The following is a 20,361-nucleotide window of genomic DNA, read 5'->3' as shown; positions in this document are numbered from 1 at the left end:
GCTGGCAAAGTGCGCTTGGCAATAAGCTTTATGATGGAATGATCTAGAAATAAGCATTCCAAAAACGACGTGTTTCTTTTCTGTAACCGACTAGTTCATTTTTGAGGTGAACGCATAACTAAATGAATTAAAAAGAAATTAATCGAAATCGCGTTGTGTTTTTCCTGTGTTTTCTATGTATACACAAGAAATACAATCTATTGACCGACCCAAAAACCCGTGCGAGTCTCGACTCATCAGTCAGCCGCACCTGACCGCAAAACTGCCCTTGGAGGTCGTTGTGAAAAACGGCAAAACCAGTCTTTACGAAGATCTGAAACGTCAAATCCTGACGATGGAACTGGACCCTGACGAAGCGCTGGATGAGGTCATTCTCAGCGAGCGATATGGCTTGTCCCGCACGCCGGTCCGGGAAGTATTCCGACGCCTGGCCGGTGAAGGTTATGTCGACATTCGGGAAAACCGCGGTGCCCGGGTGATTCCAATGAATCACTCGACCCTGCGCAATTTCTTCCTCGTCGCACCGATGATTTACGCAGCCGTTGGCCGTCTGGCCGTTCAAAACTACAAGCCGCGCCAACTGGTCGACTTGAAGGACACGCAGCACCGGTTCCGCATCGCCACTACCTCAAGGGATGCGCTGGCCATGGTCGTCGAGAACAACCGCTTCCACGCGATCATGGGCGAAATGGCCGGCAATCAATACCTCCAGCCCAGCCTGGAAAGATTGCTGATTGATCACTCCCGTATCGGCAATACCTTTTTCCGGCCTCAAAACGAGGACATGGAAGAGCGTCTTGAGCTGTCGGCGGGGCACCACGATTTGTTTATCGAGGCGATTGAACGCCGCGATGAATCTGCAGTAGTCGATCTCGTGTTTGAACACTGGGAACTGTCCCGGGAAAACATGGAGATTTTTATCGCGCCCCAAGGCATCAAGGCGGACGCGCTCGTTGATCTTCCACGCAATTCATTTCCGGAGAAATCATCTTGAAATTTGAAGGCATCTACACCCCCGCAGTGACACCTCATAAACCGGATGGGGAAATAGACTGGAGCGTGTACTCCGAAGTACTGGAGTCGCTGATCGAGGCGAAAGTGCACGGCATTATCATCGGCGGTTCGACCGGCGAATATTATGCGCAGACCTCGGAAGAGCGTACCGAGCTTGCCGCTTATGCCAAGGATGTCATCGGCAACCGGGTCCAGTTGATCGTCAGCACCGGGGCCATTCGTACCGAAGATTCGGTGCAATACGCCAAGGATGCCAAAGCGATCAAAGCGGACGCCATTCTCGTCACTAGCCCGCCGTACGCGCTGCCGACTTCCCAGGAAAATGCAATCCACGCGTTGACCATCGATCGCGCTGCCGACCTGCCGATCATGCTTTACAACTACCCCGGCCGCATGTCCGTTTCGATGGACGAGGATTACCTCACCCGTGTAAGCGCCTCCAAAAATGTAGTTGCCATCAAGGAAAGCTCCGGCGACATGGGCCGCGTTCATCTGCTGGCCCGTGAGTTCCCGAACATCGCGCTGTCCTGCGGTTGGGATGATCAGGCACTGGAGTTTTTTGCCTGGGGCGCCCGAAGCTGGGTGTGTGCCGGCTCCAACTTCCTGCCAACCGAACACGTGGCGCTTTATGAAGCCTGTGTGCTCGAAAAGGACTTCGACAAGGGCCGCCGGATCATGTCGGCGATGATGCCACTGATGAATGCCCTGGACGGCGGCAAGTTTGTGCAGTCGATCAAATACGGTTGTGAACTGGCCGGGCTGAAAGTAGGGGACGTGCGCTTGCCGCTGCAACCTCTCGACCTGGAAGAAAAGCAAAGCCTGCAAACCATCATTGCCAATGTGAAGCGCGACGTTGCACGCATCACATCAGGAGCCAGCCATGGGTGATCTCCTGACCAAGGCCGAATACGCCGCCATCGCCAAAGACATTTCGTTCCCCTGCAATGCCTTCATCAACGGCGCGTTCAAACCCGCGATCTCGGGCAAAACCTTCGCCACGAACAATCCGGCGACCGGTGAGTTTCTGGCAGACGTCGCCGCTTGCGCGTCGGCAGATGTCGATCTCGCGGTCAGCAACGCCAAGGAAGCGTTTGAGGATGGCCGCTGGAGATCCATTTCTCCAAAAGAGCGCAAAACCGTCCTGTTGAAGTTTGCCGATTTGCTTGAACGGCATAGCCACGAACTGGCCGTCCTTGAGAGTCTCGACAGCGGCAAGCCAGTCAGCGAGTGCCAGTTGGTCGATGTGCCGGACACCATTCATACGCTGCGCTGGCACGCCGAGTTGATCGACAAGATTTATGACAACACCGCCCCTGTGGGCAGTGACGCGCTGACCATGGTCGTGCGTGAACCCATCGGGGTGGTGGGCTGCGTGCTGCCCTGGAACTTCCCGCTGCTGATGCTGGCCTGGAAAATCGGCCCGGCACTTGCCGCAGGCTGTTCGGTGATCGTCAAACCCGCCGAGCAGACCACGCTGACGACGTTGCGTGTGGCGCAACTCGCGTTCGAGGCGGGCGTCCCCGCCGGTGTGCTCAACATTGTCACCGGCACCGGGAAAGAGGTCGGCGAGCCGATCGGCCTGCATCACGACGTCGACATGGTGAGCTTCACCGGCTCCACCGCGACCGGCCGCCGTTTCCTGCACTACGCAGCCGATTCGAACCTGAAACGCATCGTTCTCGAGTGCGGCGGGAAAAACCCGGCCGTGGTGATGGACGATGCGCAAAACCTCGACCTCGTCGCTCAGCATGTCGTCAACGGCGCGTTCTGGAACATGGGCGAGAACTGCTCCGCAACCTCGCGGCTGATCGTCCACGCGTCTGTGAAGGATGAACTGCTGGAACGCATGGGCGCCTACATCCGCGAATGGAAAATGGGTGATCCACTCGACCCGCAAAACCGCGTCGGCGCGTTGGTCAGCCCCGAACATTTCGCGAAAGTGAAGTCGTACCTTGAGCATGCCAGCGTCGGCAAACTTGACGTTGTGTACGGCGGTAGCACCGAAGACGGTGCGTTCGTCGAGCCGACCGTGATTGACGGTGTCGCGCCAGAGAGTCGGTTGTTCCAGGAAGAGATCTTCGGTCCGATTCTGTCGGTCACCACGTTCAGCTCGATTTCTGAAGCCATTGCCCTGGCCAATGACACGGTGTACGGCCTGGCCGCCTCGGTTTACACCGGCAGTTTGCGTCGTGCCATCAAGTTGGCGAGGGAGATTCGCGCCGGGATCGTCACCGTGAACTGCTTCGGCGAGGGCGATGCTTCCACGCCGTTTGGCGGCTACAAGGAGTCCGGGTTCGGCGGTCGGGACAAATCGATTTTTGCCCACGATCAATACACCGAAATCAAAACCATCTGGATCGATGTGTCTGATCGGTCGGATGAAGAGAACGAAAAATGAGCACCCATACCATCAAGCGCCTTCCGGTAGACACCGGGGTTTCAGGTTGGGAGGCAATTTCCGTACGCACTGCGCCTGTTCGCCTGCTTGATGGCAACGTCACGGCGGACTGGCTGATCATCGGTGCGGGTTTTGCCGGGCTGTCTGCGGCTCGCAGGCTGGCTCAACTGCATCCGGGCTGCCGCATCGCGGTGGTGGATGCCCATGAAATCGCCAAGGGGCCGGCGGGCAGGAACTCGGGGTTCATGATCGATGTGCCGCACAGCCTTTCATCCGGGGAGTATTCGGTGGGCGGTGAGTCGGCAACGGCACTAGAAATTGCCCAGAACCGTTTTGCCATTGCGTTTGCCGCCGACGCTGCTCGTGAATATGGCATGTCTGCGCAGACGTTCGACCCTTCCGGCAAGATCAACGCCGCCGCCACCGAGCGGGGGACGAAACTCAATGACAACTATGCCAAATCGTTAAAAGGCATTGGCGAGCGGTTTGAAGTACTGGACGCCGCGCAGATGCGAGACATCACCGGTTCCACTTATTACCACAACGGGCTGTATACGCCTGGTGCGGTGATGATTCAGCCAGCGCAATATATTCGGGATCTTGCAAACGGACTGGATCGGCAGATTGAACTGTATGAGCGTTCACCGATTGTGGAATTGTCCCGGGCGGGAGTTGGCTGGAAGGCGAAGTCTCATCGTGGTTCCGTTAGTGCGCCTAAAGTCATTCTTGCGGTCAATGGCCATATTGAAGACTTCGGTCACTTTCAAGGCCGGTTGCTGCATGTCTTTACTTACGCCTCAATGACGGCTGCTTATAGTCATGATGAGTTTTCAAGGCCGGTTACCGGTAAAGATCGTTGGGCCTTATTGCCAGCGGACCCGATGGGCGCGACAGTTCGCAAGATAACTTCGAATGGACTTTCGCGGATTGTTATCCGCACCAAGTTTACCTATGACCCGAGTATTCAAGTCACACCGATGCGTGTCGCGGCGGTGGCCGAAGAACAACGGCACTCTCTGGATGCGCGTTTCCCGGAGTTGAAATCGACGCCGCTGGAATTCAGCTGGGCAGGGCGGCTTTGCCTGAGTCGTAACAGCGCGCCCGCCTTTGGCGAAATCGAGGAAAACCTCTATTCCGCCTGCTGCGAAAACGGGCTGGGCACGGTTAAAAGCACATTGGCAGGCGTGATGGCTGCCGAGTTGGCCAGCGGTCACCATTCACAGGTTTTGCAAAGTTTCAGTCAACTGCCAGGGCCTAGCCGGCTTCCACCAAAGATATTGACGATGTTGGGTGTCAACTCGGTTATTCGCTGGCAGGCGCTCAGAGCAGGGCGAGAAGGCTGAATAGTTTCAAACCACCGGCTTTTATTTCATAAAGGCCTAATCTCTAGTTTTAACCGTAGATCGGAGCACGCCATGAAAAAGATTTGGAAGGCAGTCTGCGCTGTCGCTGTGGCCGGCGTTATGTGTTTGCCAGTTCACGCCGAAGAAAAAAATATCACCATGGGTACTATGACGTGGGAGGACTTGACGCCAATTACAGGTATTACCAAGAAGGTGCTTGAAGACTCTGGTTATACCGTAAAAGTTGTAGAGTTCTCCGAGTGGGGCATCGCTTATGCGGCATTAAGCAAAGGTGATGTTCAAGTGCTGGCGTCGCAAACGGACTACGCGGCAAACGATTACTGGAACAAAAACAAGAACAAAATCGAGAAACTCTCGCCGGTTTCGTTTGGCCTCTACCAAGGGCTTGCGGTACCGAGTTATGTCGACATCGATTCCATCGACCAGTTGAACGCCAATTCGGAAAAACTGGGCGGCAAGATCATCGGCATCGAACCGGGTTCTGGCCTGATGAACGATGCGACCAATGTGGTTAAAGCCTATGACCTCAAGCTGAAACTGGTGGAAGGCAGTACCACGGCAATGACGGCGGCGTTGAAGTCGGCAGTCGACCGTAAAGAGCCAGTAGTCGTCACCGTTTGGGATCCGTCCTGGATGACCAAGAAATTCGATCTCAAATTCCTGAAAGATCCAAAAGGCATTTTCCCGCCGCTGCAAGGCTACTACTGGATCGGCCACAAAGGCTTCGCTGAAAGCAATCCGCGTGCGCGTGAACTGATGGCGAGCGTCTACGTGCCAATCGCCGACATCACCGCGATGAACGCCGAAGTCAAAGATGGCAAAACCATGGAACAGGCCATCAAGGGCTGGACCGATAGCCACAGCGAGCTGCTCAAGCGCTGGGAAAATATCAAGAACTGATTGCTGATGCCTTACGCCACTGCCGCCCTTTGATTCATTAGAGAAACCAGAAAACTGGTTCACGGGTTACGAAAATGACAACGGCCAAAATAGACACTAACGAAGTGCTGATAGATTGCCAGTCAGTCTGGAAAATCTTCGGGAAAGCCGCACCGGCAGCGATGAACGCTGTCACTCAGCAAGGGCTGACCAAGACTCAGATCCTGCAAAACTACGGCTGTGTGGTCGGGGTCTCCGACGTCAGCCTCCAGGTTCGAAGAGGCGAAATCTTCTGCATCATGGGCTTGTCCGGCAGTGGCAAATCCACCTTGATCAGGCTCCTCAACAAACTGATCACACCGAGCTCAGGCAAAGTGCTGGTCAAAGGCAAGGACCTGTCTTCCCTGACACCGGCGCAGCTTCGAGAGGTGAGGGCGCGTCACATCGGCATGGTCTTCCAGAGTGTGGCGTTGTTGCCCAATCGAACGGTGCTGGAGAACACGGCATTCGGCCTGGAAGTGCAGGGCGTCGGCAAGGCTGAGCGGTACAAAGTGGCCGAGCAGGCACTGGCCAAAGTGGGGCTGAGCGAATGGTCATCGCGTTACCCCACGGAGTTGTCTGGCGGCATGCAGCAACGTGTCGGCCTGGCCCGTGCGATTACCGCCGACCCTGAAGTGATTTTGATGGATGAACCGTTCAGTGCGCTTGATCCATTGATTCGCCGGCAGTTGCAGGACGAGTTTCGCCAGCTGACCAAGGAGCTTGGCAAGTCCGCGGTCTTCATCACTCACGACCTGGACGAGGCCATCCGCATTGGTGATCGCATCGCGATCATGAAGGATGGCGTGATCATCCAGGTCGGCACCGCCGAGGAAATCGTGCTTAACCCAGCGGACGATTATGTCGCGGAATTTGTGGCAGGTATCTCCCGGCTGCACTTGGTCAAGGCTCACTCGGTCATGACGCCGGTCGAGCCTTTCAAGGTCGCAAACCCGGGATGCGACATTTCCAGGCTGAGCAAGACTTCGCTGGGCGCAGACATCAACGAACTGATCGGATTGACGATGAAGTCCGAGCGCGACGCGCTGGCAGTCATCGACAACGGCGTGGTGGTGGGCATCATTACGCCGCGCGATCTGCTTCGCGGCGTTCAGGGCATTCCGAATGAATTCTCGGCCTCAACAGCCGACACCGTTCTGGAGGCATCGACATGAGCATTCCGGACTTTTCCGATCAATTCGACACGACCATCGACTCGAGTCTGGAATGGCTCTCGGATCACGGCGAGTTTTTGTTCGACGGCGTCAATGCACTGCTGACGGGCGTCTACAAAAGTGTGCTCTGGTGCATTGCCTATCCACCGTATTACCTCGTCGCGCTGGCCATCGCCCTGATCGGATGGCGGGTGGTGGGCGCCCGGTTCGCGATTCTCGCGGGCCTCGCGCTGGTGTTCTGCGACGTGATCGGCTTGTGGCCAGAGACGGTCAGCACGCTTGCGCTGGTGCTGACGGCCACCGTACTGGCGCTGGTGGTCGCGATTCCATTGGGCGTGCTGGCCGGCCTCGCGCCGTCGGTTGATCGCGTGGTCGATCCGGTGCTGGACCTGATCCAGACCATGCCGCCCTACATCTACCTGTTGCCGGCCATCGCGCTGCTGGGCTACGGCCCGGCCACCGCACTGCTCGCCACTTTTATCGTGGCCGTGCCGCCGGCGATACGCCTGACATCCTTGGGGATTCGGATGACCCCGCGAGAGTTCATCGAGCTGGGCGATGCCAGTGGTGTCACTGGCTGGCAAATGTTTTTCAAGATTCGCCTGCCGTTCGCCAAGCCCAGCATCATGGCCGGGGTGAACCAGAGCTTGATGATGGCGTTCGGCATGGTGGTTATCGCCGGCATCGTCGGCTCCGGCGGGCTGGGTGAGTCGATCTACGGCGCCGTTCGCACACTGGATATCGCCAAGTCGATCAACGCGGCCATCGCCATCGTCATTCTGACCATGATCCTGGATCGGTTAGCGCAGCACGCTGCCCGCTCGCGGATGGGAGAAAGCCAATGAGTGCCTCAGAACTGCAATTTTCCCCGGGCGAATTCCTGGCGCCCGCAGTCGATTGGCTGAACGCCAATCTGCACGGTGTGTTCAAAGGCATCAGCCAAGTCATCGAGGCGGTGCTGGGCGCGGTGGAGTCCGCGTTGCTGGCGCCGCATCCTTATCTGTTCATCGCCATCGTCGTGGTCGGCGCGTTCTTTTTCGCCAACAAACGCGTCGCGGTGTTTGCCGCCTTGATGTTGGCGTTTTGCCTGTTCGCCGGCCTTTGGGCGGCCTCCATGCAAACCATCGCGCTGGTCTCGGTGGCGGTGTTGATCTCGGTGGCCATCGCCTTTCCGCTCGGTGTATTGGCGGCACGGGTAAAACGCGTGGATGAAGCCTTCCTGCCGATCCTCAACATCATGCAAACCGTGCCACCGTGGGTTTACCTGATTCCCGCCGTGATGCTGTTCAGCCTCGGGCGAGTGCCGGCGATTATCGCGACCATCGTCTACGGCATTCCGCCGATGCTCAGGCTGACCACCCTGGCGTTCAAACAGTTGCCGAAAGACCTGCTGGAACTGGGCCAGGCGTCCGGCGCTTCACCCCGGGACATTCTGTTCAAGATCGAACTGCCGACCGCCGCGCCGACGCTGTTGGTCGGGCTCAACCAATGCATCCTCATGTCCCTGGCAATGGTGGTGTTGGCGGGCCTGGTCGGTGCCGGTGGACTCGGTGCAGAAGTGACGCGAGGTCTTTCCAGAATGGAGATGGGCCTGGGGCTGCGCGCCGGTCTGGCGATCGTCGCGGTGGCTCTGTTGCTGGACCGGCTGACACGCGGCGCGTTGCAGCGTCACTCCCCACGCGCACTTCTTTGAGAGACCTTCAGAATGAGACGTAGCTTTTTTTGTGTCGACTCCCATGCGTGCGGGAACCCGGTGCGGGTCGTGACCGGCGGCGGGCCTCTGCTGCCGTCCGTTTCGATGGCCGAACGCCGTGAGATTTTCGTGCGTGACCATGACTGGGTTCGCACCGCGCTGATGTTCGAACCCCGTGGGCACGACATCATGTCCGGCGTGATCATCTACCCGTCGAACCGCGACGATTGCGATTTTGGTGCGTTGTTCATCGAAGTCAGCGGCTGCCTGCCAATGTGCGGGGCGGGTACGATCGGCTTGTCCACCGTGGTGATCGAAGAGGGGTTGGTCACGCCGCGCGAGCCGGGCCGGCTGGCCATCGAAACACCGGCCGGGCGCGTCGATGTCGACTACGTCATGAGCGGCGAATACGTGGACTCGATCCGACTGTTCAACGTGGCCAGCTACCTGCACAGCGCCGACGTGGTGGTCGAGGTGCCGGGCGTTGGAACCTTCACCGTCGACATTGCCTATGGCGGCAATTTCTATGCAGTGGTTGAACCACAAGAAAGTTGGGCCGGCCTGACGGGGATGACGACCGCAGACATCGTCAGCCTGAGTCGGAAACTTCGCTCGGCATTGGCAGGCGTGTGTGATCCCGTGCATCCCGAAAACAGCCGGATCAGCGGCGTTCACCATGTCATCTGGTGCGACGACGAACACGGCACCGCCGCCGATGGCCGCAGTGCGGTGTTCTACGGCGACAAGGCGATTGACCGCTCTCCCGGCGGCACCGGGACGTCGGCGCGGATGGCGCAGCTGGTGGGGAAGGGCCGGTTGCACGTGGGCGAGACATTCCGCAATGAGAGCCTGATCGGCACGATCTTCGAAGGCAAAGTCGAGTCTGCGGTGAAAGTCGGCCCATTCGACGGCATTCGCCCCAGCATCGGTGGCTGGGCGCAGATTACCGGGCACAACACCATTTTTGTCGATGACAAGGACCCGCTTCGTCATGGCTTTCAGTTGGCGTGAAGAGGTGTAAATGGCGCTAGGGTGTTTTGAGCGTCAGCAGGTAGCATTAGGTTTTATCTACGCCGTAACCGAGTGCCTAAAACTTTGATCGAACGACGCCAATTTAGCGGAGGCATGAAGGGGAAAAATCTTCGCTATCTGAACGACAACCCCGACGAGCCTGTTCAACTGACACGGACAGGCTTTTTGCTGCTCGAACATTTTTCGCTGCCGGCATTTACGCAGGCACTGGATACGATCATCACGGCGAATCTGCTACGGCCAAAACTGTTCTCGTCGCGCACGTTCGGCTTGCACGACGGGGAGGTCATCAGCGATCTGGGGCTGGTCATCCGGCCGGATGCGCGCATTGATTGCTCCGTCGTGCACGACCTCGATCTGTTGGTCATTTGCGGTGGCTACAGGACCGAGCTGAAGGCCTCTGACGAGTTGACCAGTCTGTTGAGAGCGGCCGCCGACCATGGCGTGAGCCTGGCCGGATTGTGGAATGGCGCCTGGTTCCTCGGGAGTGCCGGCTTGCTCGACGGCTATCGCTGCGCGATTCATCCCGAACATCGCCCCGCGCTCGCGGAAGTGGCGAAAGCGGCGCATGTCACCAGCGAGCCTTTTGTCATTGATCGAGACCGGCTCACGGCGTCCAGTCCTTCGGGCGCGTTCCACATGGCGCTGGACTGGATCAAGAGCTTGCACGACAAGGCTCTTGTCGAAGGGATCGAGGACATCCTCGCGTTCGAAGAGTCGCGTTACCGGCGGATCAAACCGACGGAAAATGTCTGCGTGAGCGCACCCTTGCGCGAGGTGGTGAAGCTGATGGACGCCAACCTCGAAGAGCCTCTGGAGTTGGAGCAGTTGGCCGTTTACGCAGGCCGTTCTCGCCGCCAACTCGAGCGTCTGTTCAAGGAGCAACTCGGCACCACGCCTCAGCGCTATTACATGGAATTGCGCATTACCGAAGCGCGGCGCCTGCTGCAGCACACGGAACTGTCCCAGGTGGATGTGCTGGTGGCCTGTGGTTTTGTGTCACCGAGTCATTTCAGCAAGTGCTACAGCTCGTATTTCGGGTACAGGCCATCGAAGGAAAAACGGCTGGTCAAATAAGCCCCTCCTCAAAAATTGTAGGAGCGAGCCGGCTCCGGGCGGCGTTCCGACGATGGACTTCAGAACACCGCGTTGAGCCAGATAACACGCGTTTTCGTTCACGTCCATCGCGAGCAGGCTCGCTCCTACAGTTGAAGTGTTCGTCACGACATGCGTTGTCGTACGACTATCTGATTTTCAAATACCCACGGCCACACCCGGACCACTAATCTCTTCAAGGGCGGCACAGCCTTTGCCGTTCGGCGGGTTGTCTGTCGAGACGAACGGCCATTTTCCGGATTGACAGCCGGGTAGGGGAGTCGTTATAAAAGGCGCAGTTGTACGACGACATACGATGTTACACCCCTAAAAACAAAAACCGGGTCCCATCATGAACTCAATCCGCTTTCCAGCCTTCCCGCATACCGCTTCTTGTGGTCCGGTCCTGATTGCCTGCCCAGGCGCTCAGTCATCCCCGTTATCTGTAGCAACCCCCCGATTGCACGTGCTACTCGTCTGACGATAGCCACAGAGCAGTTCGCTACGCGTAAGAATTGATCTCGCTTGAAACCGAGAGATCATCACCACAATCCAATAATAAAGTGATGCCATGAATCTGAACGAGCCCATCAATGCGCAACGTGTCGGCCAGTCCGTCGGCAAATATCGCTGGACGATCTGTGCACTGTTGTTCTTCGCCACCACCGTCAACTACCTCGACCGCCAGGTGCTCAGCCTGTTGGCGCCGGATCTGTCGACGCAATTTGGCTGGAGCAACAGCGACTACGCCAACATCGCTTCCGTTTTCCAGTTTGTGTACGCGATATCCATGCTGTTTGCCGGCCGTTTCGTCGACAAGATCGGCACCAAGAAGGCCTACATCATCGCGATCGCTGTCTGGTCGACCGGCGCCATGATGCATGCCTTTTCAGTGCCGATGGGCGAGGGCATCGCAGCGGTGAGCAGTGCGTTCGGCCTTGCGGTGATCCCGGTCTCTATCGCCGGTTTCATGCTGTCCCGCGCCGTGCTGGCGATAGGCGAGGCGGGTAACTTCCCGATCGCGATCAAGGCCACGGCCGAATACTTCCCGAAGAAGGAACGCTCCTTCGCCACCGGTATCTTCAACTCTGGTGCCAACGTGGGCGCGATCCTGGCGCCGATCTGCGTGCCGCTGATTGCCGCCCTGTGGGGTTGGGAAGCGGCGTTCATCGTGATCGGCATGCTGGGCTTTGTCTGGGTGGCCGTGTGGATTGCACTGTACGAAAAACCTGAAAATCAAAAACGCCTCTCGGCAGAGGAACTGGCCTTCATCCGCAGCGATGCGCAGGTGATTGCCACCCCGGCACCGGGCGTTGCCGAGAAAAAAGTCTCGTGGTTCAAGTTGCTGACCTACCGCCAGACCTGGGCGTTCGCCTTCGGCAAATTCATGACCGACGGTGTGTGGTGGTTCTTCCTGTTCTGGCTGCCAACCTACCTGTCGGCGCAGTACGGCATGAAGGGCGCGGCCATCGTCTTGCCTTTGGCCGTGCTGTACAGCATGACCATGGTCGGCAGTATCGGCGGCGGCTGGTTCCCGAGCTATTTCATGGCACGTGGCGATGCGCCGTATGACGGTCGGATGAAAGCCATGCTGGTCATCGCCTTCTTCCCGCTGCTGGTGTTGCTGGCTCAGCCATTGGGTTACATCAGCTTTTGGGTACCGGTGATATTGATCGGCATCGGGGCGTCGGCGCATCAGGCGTGGTCGTGCAACATCTTCACCACCGTGTCTGACATGTTCCCGCAAAAATCCATCGCGTCAGTGGTCGGCATTGGCGGTTTGGCCGGCGGCATGGGCGGTGTTGCGATGACGAAGCTTGGCGGTTGGGTGTTCGACTACTACAAATCGATCAACGATATTCACACCGGCTACATGATCATGTTCGCCATCTGTGCGGTGGCCTACCTGGTGGCGTGGAGCGTGATGAAACTGCTGGTACCGCGCCACAAGGAAATCACCGATCTGTAATCGGCTGGCTTGAGAGGTTGAACCGGTAGACGGCGCTTGTAGCCGTCACCGGTTCCGTTTCACCATTCACCGCCCTTCAGTTCAGGGGGCGCAGGTCAGGTACGACTCGCCATGCGCCGTTTCACCCTGTAGCAGTCATTGATATCGAGCGCTTTCTGGTAAAACTCCCAGCGCTGCGCGCGGTTACTGTCGCCCTGCAGCCGGTAAATCTCCGCTTGATAATCACGGCTGCTGCCCCATTGCATTGCCATGCCCATGGGCTCTTCGCGTCGACACTCAAGCTTTACAACCGGCTGCGGAAAGTATTTCTCATAGAGGGGCATGCTGGCCTCGATCGCCTGCAGCGCTGTCTGGTATTGGACGGTGTCCGTGAACGCCACACACCAGGACGAAATCTCGAGTGCCGCTGGAGCAAAGCCATGTACCAGACTTTGTTCGAACAAGGGGCAAGCCTTCTCCTTTATCACGTCGCTCGGATGGAGCATCACGTAGATCAACGCCAGACGATACTGCGCTACCGGATGCTCAAGCGCTGCGGCTTGCTCCAGCAATGTGATCGCAGGCCTGAGCAACACTCCCGCTTCGTCGACCAGCGCCATTGAGCGCTGCTTCTCCTCGGCACTCGCCGTGGGAAAATTGGAAGGCACCGCTTCAAGCTTGCTATTGGCTTGCTGCAGATACGGGACAGCCTGTTGGTAGAGACTCTCGGAGCGAGAATCTATGGAAAACGAACTCGCCATGCACAGCGACGGCATCAGACTCGCCAGCAAGGTGATGCAACTGCGATGGATAAACATGGGGACTTCCTTGTGTCACGCGTTTTCAGTGTTGCGCAGGATACTGAGAACTTCGCATGGGGACCACTTTCAGGCGTGAGCGATCAGGATTCTGGTGACGGAAATGGACGCGCGTGAATGACGACTCGAGCCTCACCCCTTGGCTCGGTGACGCAAGCGTGAGTACGAAATCAGCATGCTGGTCAGTTCTTGTGTCACTTGGGTGAAGGGTGACACTCGACGGCTGATCAGGCACACCTCGCACGACTCCAGCGGCTCGCGGATCGAAATGCTGGTCAGCGACGAGGAAAACAGCTTCATGCCGGCAAGCATGCCGGGCTCAATGGTCAGGTAGTCCGTCTCGGAGATGATGTGCAGGATTTCCAGCAGCGACTCGGTCGTGATCGCGATCTTCGGGGGCGGCAAGCCTTGGGCTTTGAACAGCTCGATCAGTTGCTTCTCCGCGCTACCGGCAATCCCCGCCGGGCGGACGCTGATCCACTGGCAGTCGGCGAGGTCGCGCACTGAGCGAGCCTCCGCCAGGGGATGCCCCTTGCGCGCAATGACGCTGGCTTTCGAGCGGTAAAGCCGCTCAATCTGCAAGTCGATATCGCAAACGTCGGCACTCAGTGGACACATCACAAAGTCGAGCCGGCCCGCGCGAATCATTTCGATCAACTTCTTCGTCTGGCCACCGGCGACGTGCAACTGCACGTTTGGAAATCGGCGGGTAAAACTGTTGAAGACCGGCATCAGGCACGCAGCCAAGGGTTCCGTCGTGACACCCAATGCGATCTGACCTTCGGGCGCACCGTTGCATTGTCGGACGTCCTGTACTGCGCGATCACAATCCAGAATGATCGAGCGTGCCCTGGTCAGGAAAACCTTGCCGGCCAGGGTCAGGCTGATGCCTTGATTGGAGCGCACCAACAAGGTGGCCCCCAGTTCTCTTTCCAGACTTTGAATCGACTCGGTCAAGGTGCTTTGAGCCGCTTCCAGCGTTCGCGCCGCCGAACGAAAACTGCCCATGTCGACCACTGAGCAGAACGCCCGAAGCTGGATCAGTTTCATGCAGCAGTGATCCAGTTGTTGCCGTTGTGGCCATGGGCAGCGTGAGAGATAGAGATTGTGCGGCTGCTTGCGGTGTTCATGGCGGATTCTCCAAACGGCAAGGGATGTAGTGGCTTGTTATCGCTATCGATTAGATCGCATGCGATTTATAAATATTCAAGCAAAGACCCCTCGATGTCAAAGATCCTGTCGCGACTTGGCGACGAGCGGTGATGGGCTTCATCTCAACTGGCGAAGGGCAGCAAGGTGGTCGGAAAAGCCGAAGGTGATCGGTTTTTCCGTCATTCCCGGCGCTCTGATCTCGTCTATAAAATTAGCCAAGTCATATAGTTACGTATCTTTTGTGCTATTTGACTTTAATAAAAAACTCAAGGAATCACTGATGAGCAAAATCGAAAAAGTCTTGGCTACCGGCAAGACTCACACCACCCTGAGCAGCTCCGGCAACAATTCGCGCGGGCACAACGGCAACCTCGACATCGAACTCTCAACGCCGGGGAGCGCCAAACCGGCCCACGTATTTGCCGCCACCCAGCCGCACCCGACGGCCGAGCAGTTGTTTGCCGGCGCATGGTCGGCTTGCTACATCGCAGCGCTTGGCCTTGCGGCCAAAGAGTTGAAGGTGGCTATTCCGGCCGACGTGTCCGTCGACATCGAGATTGATCTGGGGCAAACCGGGAATGCTTACTTCCTGCAGGCCGGGTTCAACGTCAACCTGCCAGGCCTGCCTTATGAGGTCGCTTGCGCTGTTGCACATGCGGCGGATCAAATTTGCCCGTACTCGAAGGCCACGCGCGGCAACATTGATGTGTATTTGAATGTTCAGACGTCGTGAGTCGATATAAAAAGCCGGGTTCAAGTCGCTGAGGTAAGTGAAAAGCCCAAAGCATGAAGACTTGATGCTGACGGCGGCAGTGTCCGTCGACGCACGACTCCCTGGTGAGCCGTGCGTCGACCGTCACCGGCCTGCTGCACTTGGATAACGAACATCAGAGGAACGAGCACTTCCGACACCATCGCATGCGATGTATAGTCGGGCCTTGCGATCCATTTGTCTTTGGCCCGGAGAATGCTCATGAAACCCACTGAAAAGACATCCGCCCTCGACCTGAAACTTTCCGACTTCCTGTGTTTTGCGGTCTATTCCTCCAACCTCGCTTTCGGCAAGGCTTACAAGCCAATGCTCGAACGGCTCGGACTCACCTACACGCAATACATCACCCTCGTGGCGCTGTGGGAGGAAGACAACCAGACCGTTGGCAGCCTCGGCGAAAAACTGTTCCTGGAATCCAACACCCTCACTCCGATCCTGAAGAAGTTGGAAGCCATGGGGTATGTGCTACGCCAGCGCGACCCGGAAGACGAACGCCAAGTGCGGATCAGCCTCACAAAAGAGGGGCGAAAACTGCGTGAAGGTCTCTCCGAAGACGGCTTCCCGCAAACCGGTCTGGATGCCGACGACTTCGTGCAATTGCAGCAGGCAATCGTGAAGTTACGGGGCAACCTCATCCGTACGACGAAAGATCGGGAGTAGGGCGACTCAACCGTTCAAGCCTGTCTACCCGAAGGCAAGACGACAGGCAGTTCATCACACAACCCGCGCCGGCGCTTTACCCTGCCACCCTCACCAAGCATCATGTGCGGCCCGCACTCATGCCAACGGTGCCGGACATCCGTGGTGAAAAGGAACTGCAGTTGAACGAACAGACATTGTCCATGCGCCTGGAGCGCGTGGCTGCGCATATGCCAGCCGGTGCGCGCCTGGCCGATATCGGCTCGGATCATGCCTACTTGCCGGTGGCGTTGATGCGCCGTGGCGCTATCGCATCGGCGGTGGCGGGCGAGGTGGCATTGACGCCGTTCCACTCGGCCGAACGCACCGTGCGCGAAAACGGCCTGGACCAGCACATCACCGTGCGCCTGGCCGATGGCCTGGCGGCAATCGAGCCGGGAGACGGGATCACCGCGATCAGCCTCTGCGGCATGGGCGGCGAGACGATCCGCGACATCCTCGACAGCGGCAAGGCGCACCTGAGCGGCCAGGAACGCCTGATCCTGCAGCCCAACGGCGGCGAGCAGCCACTGCGCCAATGGCTGATGGAAAATGGCTACCGCATCCTCTGCGAGGAAGTGCTGCGCGAAAACCGTTTCGACTACGAAATCATCGTCGCCGAGCGCGTCGGACCGGTGACGTACACCGCCGAAGAACTGTACTTCGGCCCGCTGCAGATGCAGGCACGCACCCCGGCGTTCCTGGTCAAATGGCAGCGCATCCTGCGCCACAAGCAACAGACCCTGACCCAGTTCGCCCGAGCGCGGCAGGCCGTGCCTGAGGAGAAGGTGCAGGATGTCGCCCGGCAGGCGCGGTGGATTAGTGAGTTGCTGGCTTGAGTACGGTTCCCGGGTTTGTACGGACGTTAGCCGGGCGGATATCCCTCAAAGGTGTAGGCACATCAAATGGTTGATAACGACCTATCGCGAGGGGCAGCAAACGACCCATAGCAGCCCTTGATGTATGTGTGTTGTCGCCATATGTTATTGGCATTCATGGAGGATTCTGACTGATGGCACGCGTGGGATTGATACTGACACCCGGTTTTGCGGACTGGGAATATGCTTTCATTGCTGGAACTGCGTCTCCGTTTTACGGGATCGACGTCAGGTTTTTCGCTTCTGCTACGGGGCAGTTCCTCTCGCAGGGTGGATTGGCTGTAACTGTCGATAGCAGCTTGCAACAATATCTGGACTGGAAACCGGACGTTGTTGTCGTCATTGGAGGAATGGTCTGGGAGCGTGCAGAAGCACCGGATATTCGAGAGTTTCTTCATGCTAGTCGTTCAAGTGGAGCGACAATTGCCGGTATCTGTGGGGGAACGCTGGCACTTGCGAGGGCCGGGCTTCTCGACACGGTTCCTCATACATCGAACAGCGCTGACTTCTTACAGCAGAATGCCGTAGGTTATGAGGGGCGCACGCTTTATCGATGCAGTGCAGTGGCTGTGGTTGCAGACCGCATTATAACTGCTCCAGGCCCTGCACCCGTTAGCTTCACCTGCGCAGTGTTCGAAGCTGCCGGGCTATCTTCAGAGATCACTTCTCAATTCAGGTCAATGTTGGCAGCGGAACATCGGTGACTGCTTCGTCCTGCAAAACAGCCGATCAGGTGATGTGTTCGAGTGGCCGCTCATGGCCGATTGCTGCCCTCCGCGACAGGCAGCAATCGACCCTTTGCAGTCAGTCAAATTACCGATGCAATCAGGCGATAATCCGTGCATTTCTGGCGTCATTGATCATCGAGGATTACATACGGTTTCTAATAATTTGACGTTGGCCGAATGCATGTGCATTCAGCCTTCGATAGATCTACTTTGTTTCTAAATGACCACTACAGCAACGGTCTAAGTCATGAAAGTGCTTTGGAAATGATTACGTGGTGGTTCGCTCGGCGTTATTGGGCCTGTCAGCTAGAAAGCTAGTGTGTGGGGAAGGCATTCCAAGGCGCTCTACGACGGAGATGCAAGCGGCCGACTACTTCAAGCTTCCAAAAAGGAATTGCTGGAGCCGTTCGGATTTTGGATTTGCCAACACTTCCTTAGGGCAACCGCTCTCTTCTACCAGTCCCTTATGCAAAAAGGTCAGATGGTTAGAAACCTCACGAGCAAAGCCCATTTCGTGGGTCACCACCACCATAGTGCGTCCCTCCTGCGCAAGGTCTTGCATTACCTTAAGTACTTCACCAACGAGCTCTGGGTCTAGCGCCGACGTGGGCTCGTCAAACAGCATCACTTCCGGCTCCATAGCAAGAGCGCGGGCAATGGCCACGCGTTGCTGTTCGCCACCAGACATATGTCCTGGATAAGCATCTTTCCTGTGTGCCACTCCGACCTTGTTCAGGTAGTGTTCGGCCCTGTCGCGAGCCTCACTTTTGGAAAAGCCGAGCACGTGTACGGGAGCTTCCATGACGTTTTCCATGGCACTCATGTGTGACCAGAGGTTGAAGTGCTGGAACACCATTGCCAGGCGCGAGCGCATACGCTGCAATTGTTTAGGGTCAGCGGCTCTAAGCGCTCCGTCTTTGCTTGGCGTTAGCTTCAGCTCTTCGCCGTTGAGCAGGATCTTTCCGCCGTAAGGTTGCTCCAGCATGTTGATGCAGCGCAAAAAGGTGCTTTTGCCGGAACCGCTTGAACCGATGATGCTAATAACATCACCAGCCTTGGCGGTCAGGGACACGCCCTTGAGCACTTCGTGAGTACCGTAGCGTTTGTGCAGGTCTTGGACTTCTAGTTTGTACATGGTTTCGATCTCCTGTGGCCATGTCGCTCGGAACGCGCTCCTGATGGGTGGCTTCACGACTGACCTTGGCCAGCCATCGTTCAGGCAGCGCGAAGAAGCGGGGGGTTAGGCGCGTAATGAATTGAGCGTGCTTGGCACCACTCCCTAGTGCTTGCGCGGGGCGAGGTACGCTAGCCAATGGCGCTCGGCGTGCTTGAACAGGCGCACCAAGATTAGGGTCAGGCCAAGGTAGAGCAAGCCTGCTGTGATGAAGGCCTCAAACGGCAGGTAATACTGCGAACTCACCGTGCGTGCGGCACCGGTAATGTCGATCAGTGTGACAATCGACGCCAGGCAAGTGGTGTGCAGCATCATGATCACTTCGTTGCTGTATTGCGGCAGCGCCCGGCGCAGGGCCGAAGGTAACAAGATCCGGCGATACAGCTTGGCACGCGACATACCGACAGCTTTTGCCGCCTCTATCTCGCCGTGAGGTGTAGCTTTCAAACTGCCAGCAAGGATCTCAGCGGTGTAGGCACTGGTGTTTATGGCAAAGGCTATACAGGCGCAAAAGGTGGCGTTGGAGAGGTAAGGCCAAAGCGCGCTTGCGCGTAATGCCTCGAACTGCGCCAGGCCGTAGTAGATCAGGAATAGTTGTACCAGCATCGGTGTGCCACGGATTACGTAGGTATAGAGCCACGCCGGCAGGTTTACCAACGGGTTTCTGGACACCCGCATCAGTGCCAGTGGTACTGCCGACACCAGACCCAAGGTCAGGGAGATCACGAGTAGTTTGAGGGTTACCAGCATGCCTGCAAGATAAAGCGGTAGGTTCTCCAGAATAACGCTGTAGTCGAAGATCATAGTTCAACCGCCTTGATACCCGCGGAGTAGCGTTTTTCCAAAACACGCAATGCCAGCAATGAAACGCTGGTCAGCACCAGGTAAAGCGCCGCCGCTGCCAGATAGAAAGTGAAGGGTTCGTGTGTCGAATCTGCGGCGCTCTTTGCTTTGAACATCATGTCCTGCAGGCCGACCACGGAGATAAGTGCTGTAGCCTTGGTCAGCACCAGCCAGTTGTTGGTAAAACCAGGAATGGCCAAGCGAATCATCTGCGGTACTAATACACGGAAAAAAACCTGAGAGTCGCTCATACCATAGGCAACTCCTGCCTCGCTCTGTCCTTTTGCAATGGCCATAAAGGCACCGCGGAAGGTTTCGGACAAGTAGGCACCGAAGATTAATCCCAAGGTGAACACGCCAGACCAGAAGGGGTCGAGATCAATGTAGTTCTCGTGGCCGACCATCGACACTGCGAGGTTCACGACCTGCTGGCCACCGTAAAAAACCAATAGAATCAGGACCAGGTCAGGGATGCCTCGCACGATGGTGGCGTAGCCTTCACCCAAGAGCGCCATCCACTTGATTCGCGACAACCGAAGCGCTGCGCCAATCAGGCCAAGAGTGATCGCCAGCAATATGGAAGATAGGGCCAATAACAGTGTAAGCCAGGCACCATCGAGTATGGTCGAACCGTAGCCATTAAGCATGATTCAAGTCCTTAAAACGCGCTCTGAGATATCG

At 57.2% G+C, this 20,361-nt stretch carries 20 protein-coding genes; 15 read left to right on the top strand and 5 right to left on the bottom strand.

Translation table 11 applies throughout. The features are described 5' to 3' along the window. Positions 1–280: 280 nt before the first annotated feature. From K5R88_RS07215 to K5R88_RS07165, 11 genes are all read left to right on the top strand, one after another. Positions 281–994, top strand: a complete 714-nt coding sequence (locus tag K5R88_RS07215; RefSeq protein WP_008033405.1) for a GntR family transcriptional regulator — start codon at positions 281–283, stop codon at positions 992–994. Beyond that, on the top strand, positions 991–1,902 hold the full coding sequence (locus K5R88_RS07210; protein ID WP_192228242.1) for a dihydrodipicolinate synthase family protein: 912 nt from the start codon (positions 991–993) through the stop codon (positions 1,900–1,902). The genes K5R88_RS07215 and K5R88_RS07210 overlap by 4 nt, the downstream gene beginning before the upstream one ends. Next, complete coding sequence (locus tag K5R88_RS07205) at positions 1,895–3,412, top strand: aldehyde dehydrogenase (RefSeq protein ID WP_223449519.1); 1,518 nt, start codon at positions 1,895–1,897, stop codon at positions 3,410–3,412. The genes K5R88_RS07210 and K5R88_RS07205 overlap by 8 nt, the downstream gene beginning before the upstream one ends. Further along, positions 3,409–4,755 carry an NAD(P)/FAD-dependent oxidoreductase gene (locus K5R88_RS07200; RefSeq protein WP_207284473.1) on the top strand — a complete coding sequence of 449 codons (1,347 nt, stop codon included), beginning with the start codon at positions 3,409–3,411 and terminating at the stop codon, positions 4,753–4,755. The genes K5R88_RS07205 and K5R88_RS07200 overlap by 4 nt, the downstream gene beginning before the upstream one ends. Before the next feature lie 72 nt (positions 4,756–4,827). Beyond that, complete coding sequence (locus K5R88_RS07195) at positions 4,828–5,676, top strand: glycine betaine ABC transporter substrate-binding protein (RefSeq protein WP_008038804.1); 849 nt, start codon at positions 4,828–4,830, stop codon at positions 5,674–5,676. Between the two features lie 74 nt (positions 5,677–5,750). Next, a complete protein-coding gene (locus K5R88_RS07190; protein ID WP_226299538.1) occupies positions 5,751–6,869 on the top strand; it encodes a quaternary amine ABC transporter ATP-binding protein in 1,119 nt (372 codons plus the stop codon). Next, complete coding sequence (locus K5R88_RS07185; RefSeq protein WP_223416287.1) at positions 6,866–7,714, top strand: ABC transporter permease; 849 nt, start codon at positions 6,866–6,868, stop codon at positions 7,712–7,714. Before K5R88_RS07190 ends, K5R88_RS07185 begins: the two co-directional genes overlap by 4 nt. Further along, positions 7,711–8,562 (top strand): ABC transporter permease, encoded by an 852-nt coding sequence (locus K5R88_RS07180; RefSeq protein ID WP_008033394.1) that lies wholly within the window; start codon positions 7,711–7,713, stop codon positions 8,560–8,562. The genes K5R88_RS07185 and K5R88_RS07180 overlap by 4 nt, the downstream gene beginning before the upstream one ends. A 12-nt stretch (positions 8,563–8,574) precedes the next feature. Beyond that, positions 8,575–9,573 (top strand): 4-hydroxyproline epimerase, encoded by a 999-nt coding sequence (locus tag K5R88_RS07175; protein ID WP_223449521.1) that lies wholly within the window; start codon positions 8,575–8,577, stop codon positions 9,571–9,573. Between the two features lie 114 nt (positions 9,574–9,687). After that, on the top strand, positions 9,688–10,671 hold the full coding sequence (locus K5R88_RS07170) for a GlxA family transcriptional regulator (protein ID WP_008038798.1): 984 nt from the start codon (positions 9,688–9,690) through the stop codon (positions 10,669–10,671). 589 nt (positions 10,672–11,260) lie between these two features. Then, on the top strand, positions 11,261–12,658 hold the full coding sequence (locus K5R88_RS07165) for an MFS transporter (RefSeq protein WP_008033386.1): 1,398 nt from the start codon (positions 11,261–11,263) through the stop codon (positions 12,656–12,658). Between the two features lie 95 nt (positions 12,659–12,753). Here the strand turns inward: K5R88_RS07165 and K5R88_RS07160 are convergent, their stop codons facing one another. Beyond that, positions 12,754–13,455, bottom strand: a complete 702-nt coding sequence (locus tag K5R88_RS07160) for a hypothetical protein (protein ID WP_226299537.1) — start codon at positions 13,453–13,455, stop codon at positions 12,754–12,756. A 132-nt stretch (positions 13,456–13,587) separates the two neighbouring features. After that, positions 13,588–14,505, bottom strand: a complete 918-nt coding sequence (locus K5R88_RS07155) for a LysR substrate-binding domain-containing protein (protein WP_223481107.1) — start codon at positions 14,503–14,505, stop codon at positions 13,588–13,590. A gap of 382 nt (positions 14,506–14,887) precedes the next feature. Here K5R88_RS07155 and K5R88_RS07150 point away from each other — a divergent pair, with 382 nt between their 5' ends. The 4 genes from K5R88_RS07150 to K5R88_RS07135 all read left to right on the top strand — a co-directional run bounded on the left by K5R88_RS07150 (position 14,888) and on the right by K5R88_RS07135 (position 17,639). Next, the gene (locus K5R88_RS07150; RefSeq protein WP_192228233.1) at positions 14,888–15,340 is read left to right on the top strand and encodes an Ohr family peroxiredoxin; all 453 of its coding nucleotides are present in this window, start codon (positions 14,888–14,890) and stop codon (positions 15,338–15,340) included. A gap of 240 nt (positions 15,341–15,580) precedes the next feature. Beyond that, complete coding sequence (locus K5R88_RS07145; protein WP_008033385.1) at positions 15,581–16,039, top strand: MarR family winged helix-turn-helix transcriptional regulator; 459 nt, start codon at positions 15,581–15,583, stop codon at positions 16,037–16,039. Positions 16,040–16,200: 161 nt separating this feature from the next. Beyond that, on the top strand, positions 16,201–16,896 hold the full coding sequence (locus K5R88_RS07140; protein ID WP_329959895.1) for a tRNA (adenine(22)-N(1))-methyltransferase: 696 nt from the start codon (positions 16,201–16,203) through the stop codon (positions 16,894–16,896). Positions 16,897–17,069: 173 nt separating this feature from the next. Next, complete coding sequence (locus K5R88_RS07135) at positions 17,070–17,639, top strand: DJ-1/PfpI family protein (protein WP_226299535.1); 570 nt, start codon at positions 17,070–17,072, stop codon at positions 17,637–17,639. A gap of 394 nt (positions 17,640–18,033) precedes the next feature. Here K5R88_RS07135 and K5R88_RS07130 read toward each other — a convergent pair whose 3' ends face one another. The 3 genes from K5R88_RS07130 to K5R88_RS07120 form a co-directional block, all read right to left on the bottom strand. Beyond that, a complete protein-coding gene (locus K5R88_RS07130) occupies positions 18,034–18,798 on the bottom strand; it encodes an ABC transporter ATP-binding protein (protein ID WP_223449526.1) in 765 nt (254 codons plus the stop codon). A gap of 144 nt (positions 18,799–18,942) precedes the next feature. Further along, a complete protein-coding gene (locus K5R88_RS07125; protein WP_192228229.1) occupies positions 18,943–19,641 on the bottom strand; it encodes an ABC transporter permease in 699 nt (232 codons plus the stop codon). Further along, positions 19,638–20,327 carry an ABC transporter permease gene (locus K5R88_RS07120; protein ID WP_226299534.1) on the bottom strand — a complete coding sequence of 230 codons (690 nt, stop codon included), beginning with the start codon at positions 20,325–20,327 and terminating at the stop codon, positions 19,638–19,640. Before K5R88_RS07120 ends, K5R88_RS07125 begins: the two co-directional genes overlap by 4 nt. Between the last annotated feature and the right edge of the window lie 34 nt (positions 20,328–20,361).

Source organism: Pseudomonas sp. MM213, assembly GCF_020423045.1.
GTDB classification, from domain to species: Bacteria; Pseudomonadota; Gammaproteobacteria; order Pseudomonadales; family Pseudomonadaceae; genus Aquipseudomonas; species Aquipseudomonas migulae.
The sequence above is the reverse complement of the archived record's forward strand: the minus strand, read 5'-3'. Positions and strand labels throughout refer to the sequence as shown.

Excerpts from the sequence above, each read along its gene's own strand:
- K5R88_RS07135 (WP_226299535.1), top strand. The coding sequence starts at position 17,070 with ATGGCACGCGTGGGATTGATACTGACACCCGGTTTTGCGGACTGGGAA.
- K5R88_RS07120 (WP_226299534.1), bottom strand. The coding sequence starts at position 20,327 with ATGCTTAATGGCTACGGTTCGACCATACTCGATGGTGCCTGGCTTACA.
- K5R88_RS07145 (WP_008033385.1), top strand. The coding sequence starts at position 15,581 with ATGAAACCCACTGAAAAGACATCCGCCCTCGACCTGAAACTTTCCGAC.
- K5R88_RS07150 (WP_192228233.1), top strand. The coding sequence starts at position 14,888 with ATGAGCAAAATCGAAAAAGTCTTGGCTACCGGCAAGACTCACACCACC.
- K5R88_RS07155 (WP_223481107.1), bottom strand. The coding sequence starts at position 14,505 with ATGAAACTGATCCAGCTTCGGGCGTTCTGCTCAGTGGTCGACATGGGC.
- K5R88_RS07165 (WP_008033386.1), top strand. The coding sequence starts at position 11,261 with ATGAATCTGAACGAGCCCATCAATGCGCAACGTGTCGGCCAGTCCGTC.
- K5R88_RS07200 (WP_207284473.1), top strand. The coding sequence starts at position 3,409 with ATGAGCACCCATACCATCAAGCGCCTTCCGGTAGACACCGGGGTTTCA.
- K5R88_RS07175 (WP_223449521.1), top strand. The coding sequence starts at position 8,575 with ATGAGACGTAGCTTTTTTTGTGTCGACTCCCATGCGTGCGGGAACCCG.
- K5R88_RS07160 (WP_226299537.1), bottom strand. The coding sequence starts at position 13,455 with ATGTTTATCCATCGCAGTTGCATCACCTTGCTGGCGAGTCTGATGCCG.
- K5R88_RS07125 (WP_192228229.1), bottom strand. The coding sequence starts at position 19,641 with ATGATCTTCGACTACAGCGTTATTCTGGAGAACCTACCGCTTTATCTT.
- K5R88_RS07190 (WP_226299538.1), top strand. The coding sequence starts at position 5,751 with ATGACAACGGCCAAAATAGACACTAACGAAGTGCTGATAGATTGCCAG.
- K5R88_RS07185 (WP_223416287.1), top strand. The coding sequence starts at position 6,866 with ATGAGCATTCCGGACTTTTCCGATCAATTCGACACGACCATCGACTCG.
- K5R88_RS07195 (WP_008038804.1), top strand. The coding sequence starts at position 4,828 with ATGAAAAAGATTTGGAAGGCAGTCTGCGCTGTCGCTGTGGCCGGCGTT.
- K5R88_RS07180 (WP_008033394.1), top strand. The coding sequence starts at position 7,711 with ATGAGTGCCTCAGAACTGCAATTTTCCCCGGGCGAATTCCTGGCGCCC.
- K5R88_RS07205 (WP_223449519.1), top strand. The coding sequence starts at position 1,895 with ATGGGTGATCTCCTGACCAAGGCCGAATACGCCGCCATCGCCAAAGAC.
- K5R88_RS07130 (WP_223449526.1), bottom strand. The coding sequence starts at position 18,798 with ATGTACAAACTAGAAGTCCAAGACCTGCACAAACGCTACGGTACTCAC.
- K5R88_RS07170 (WP_008038798.1), top strand. The coding sequence starts at position 9,688 with ATGAAGGGGAAAAATCTTCGCTATCTGAACGACAACCCCGACGAGCCT.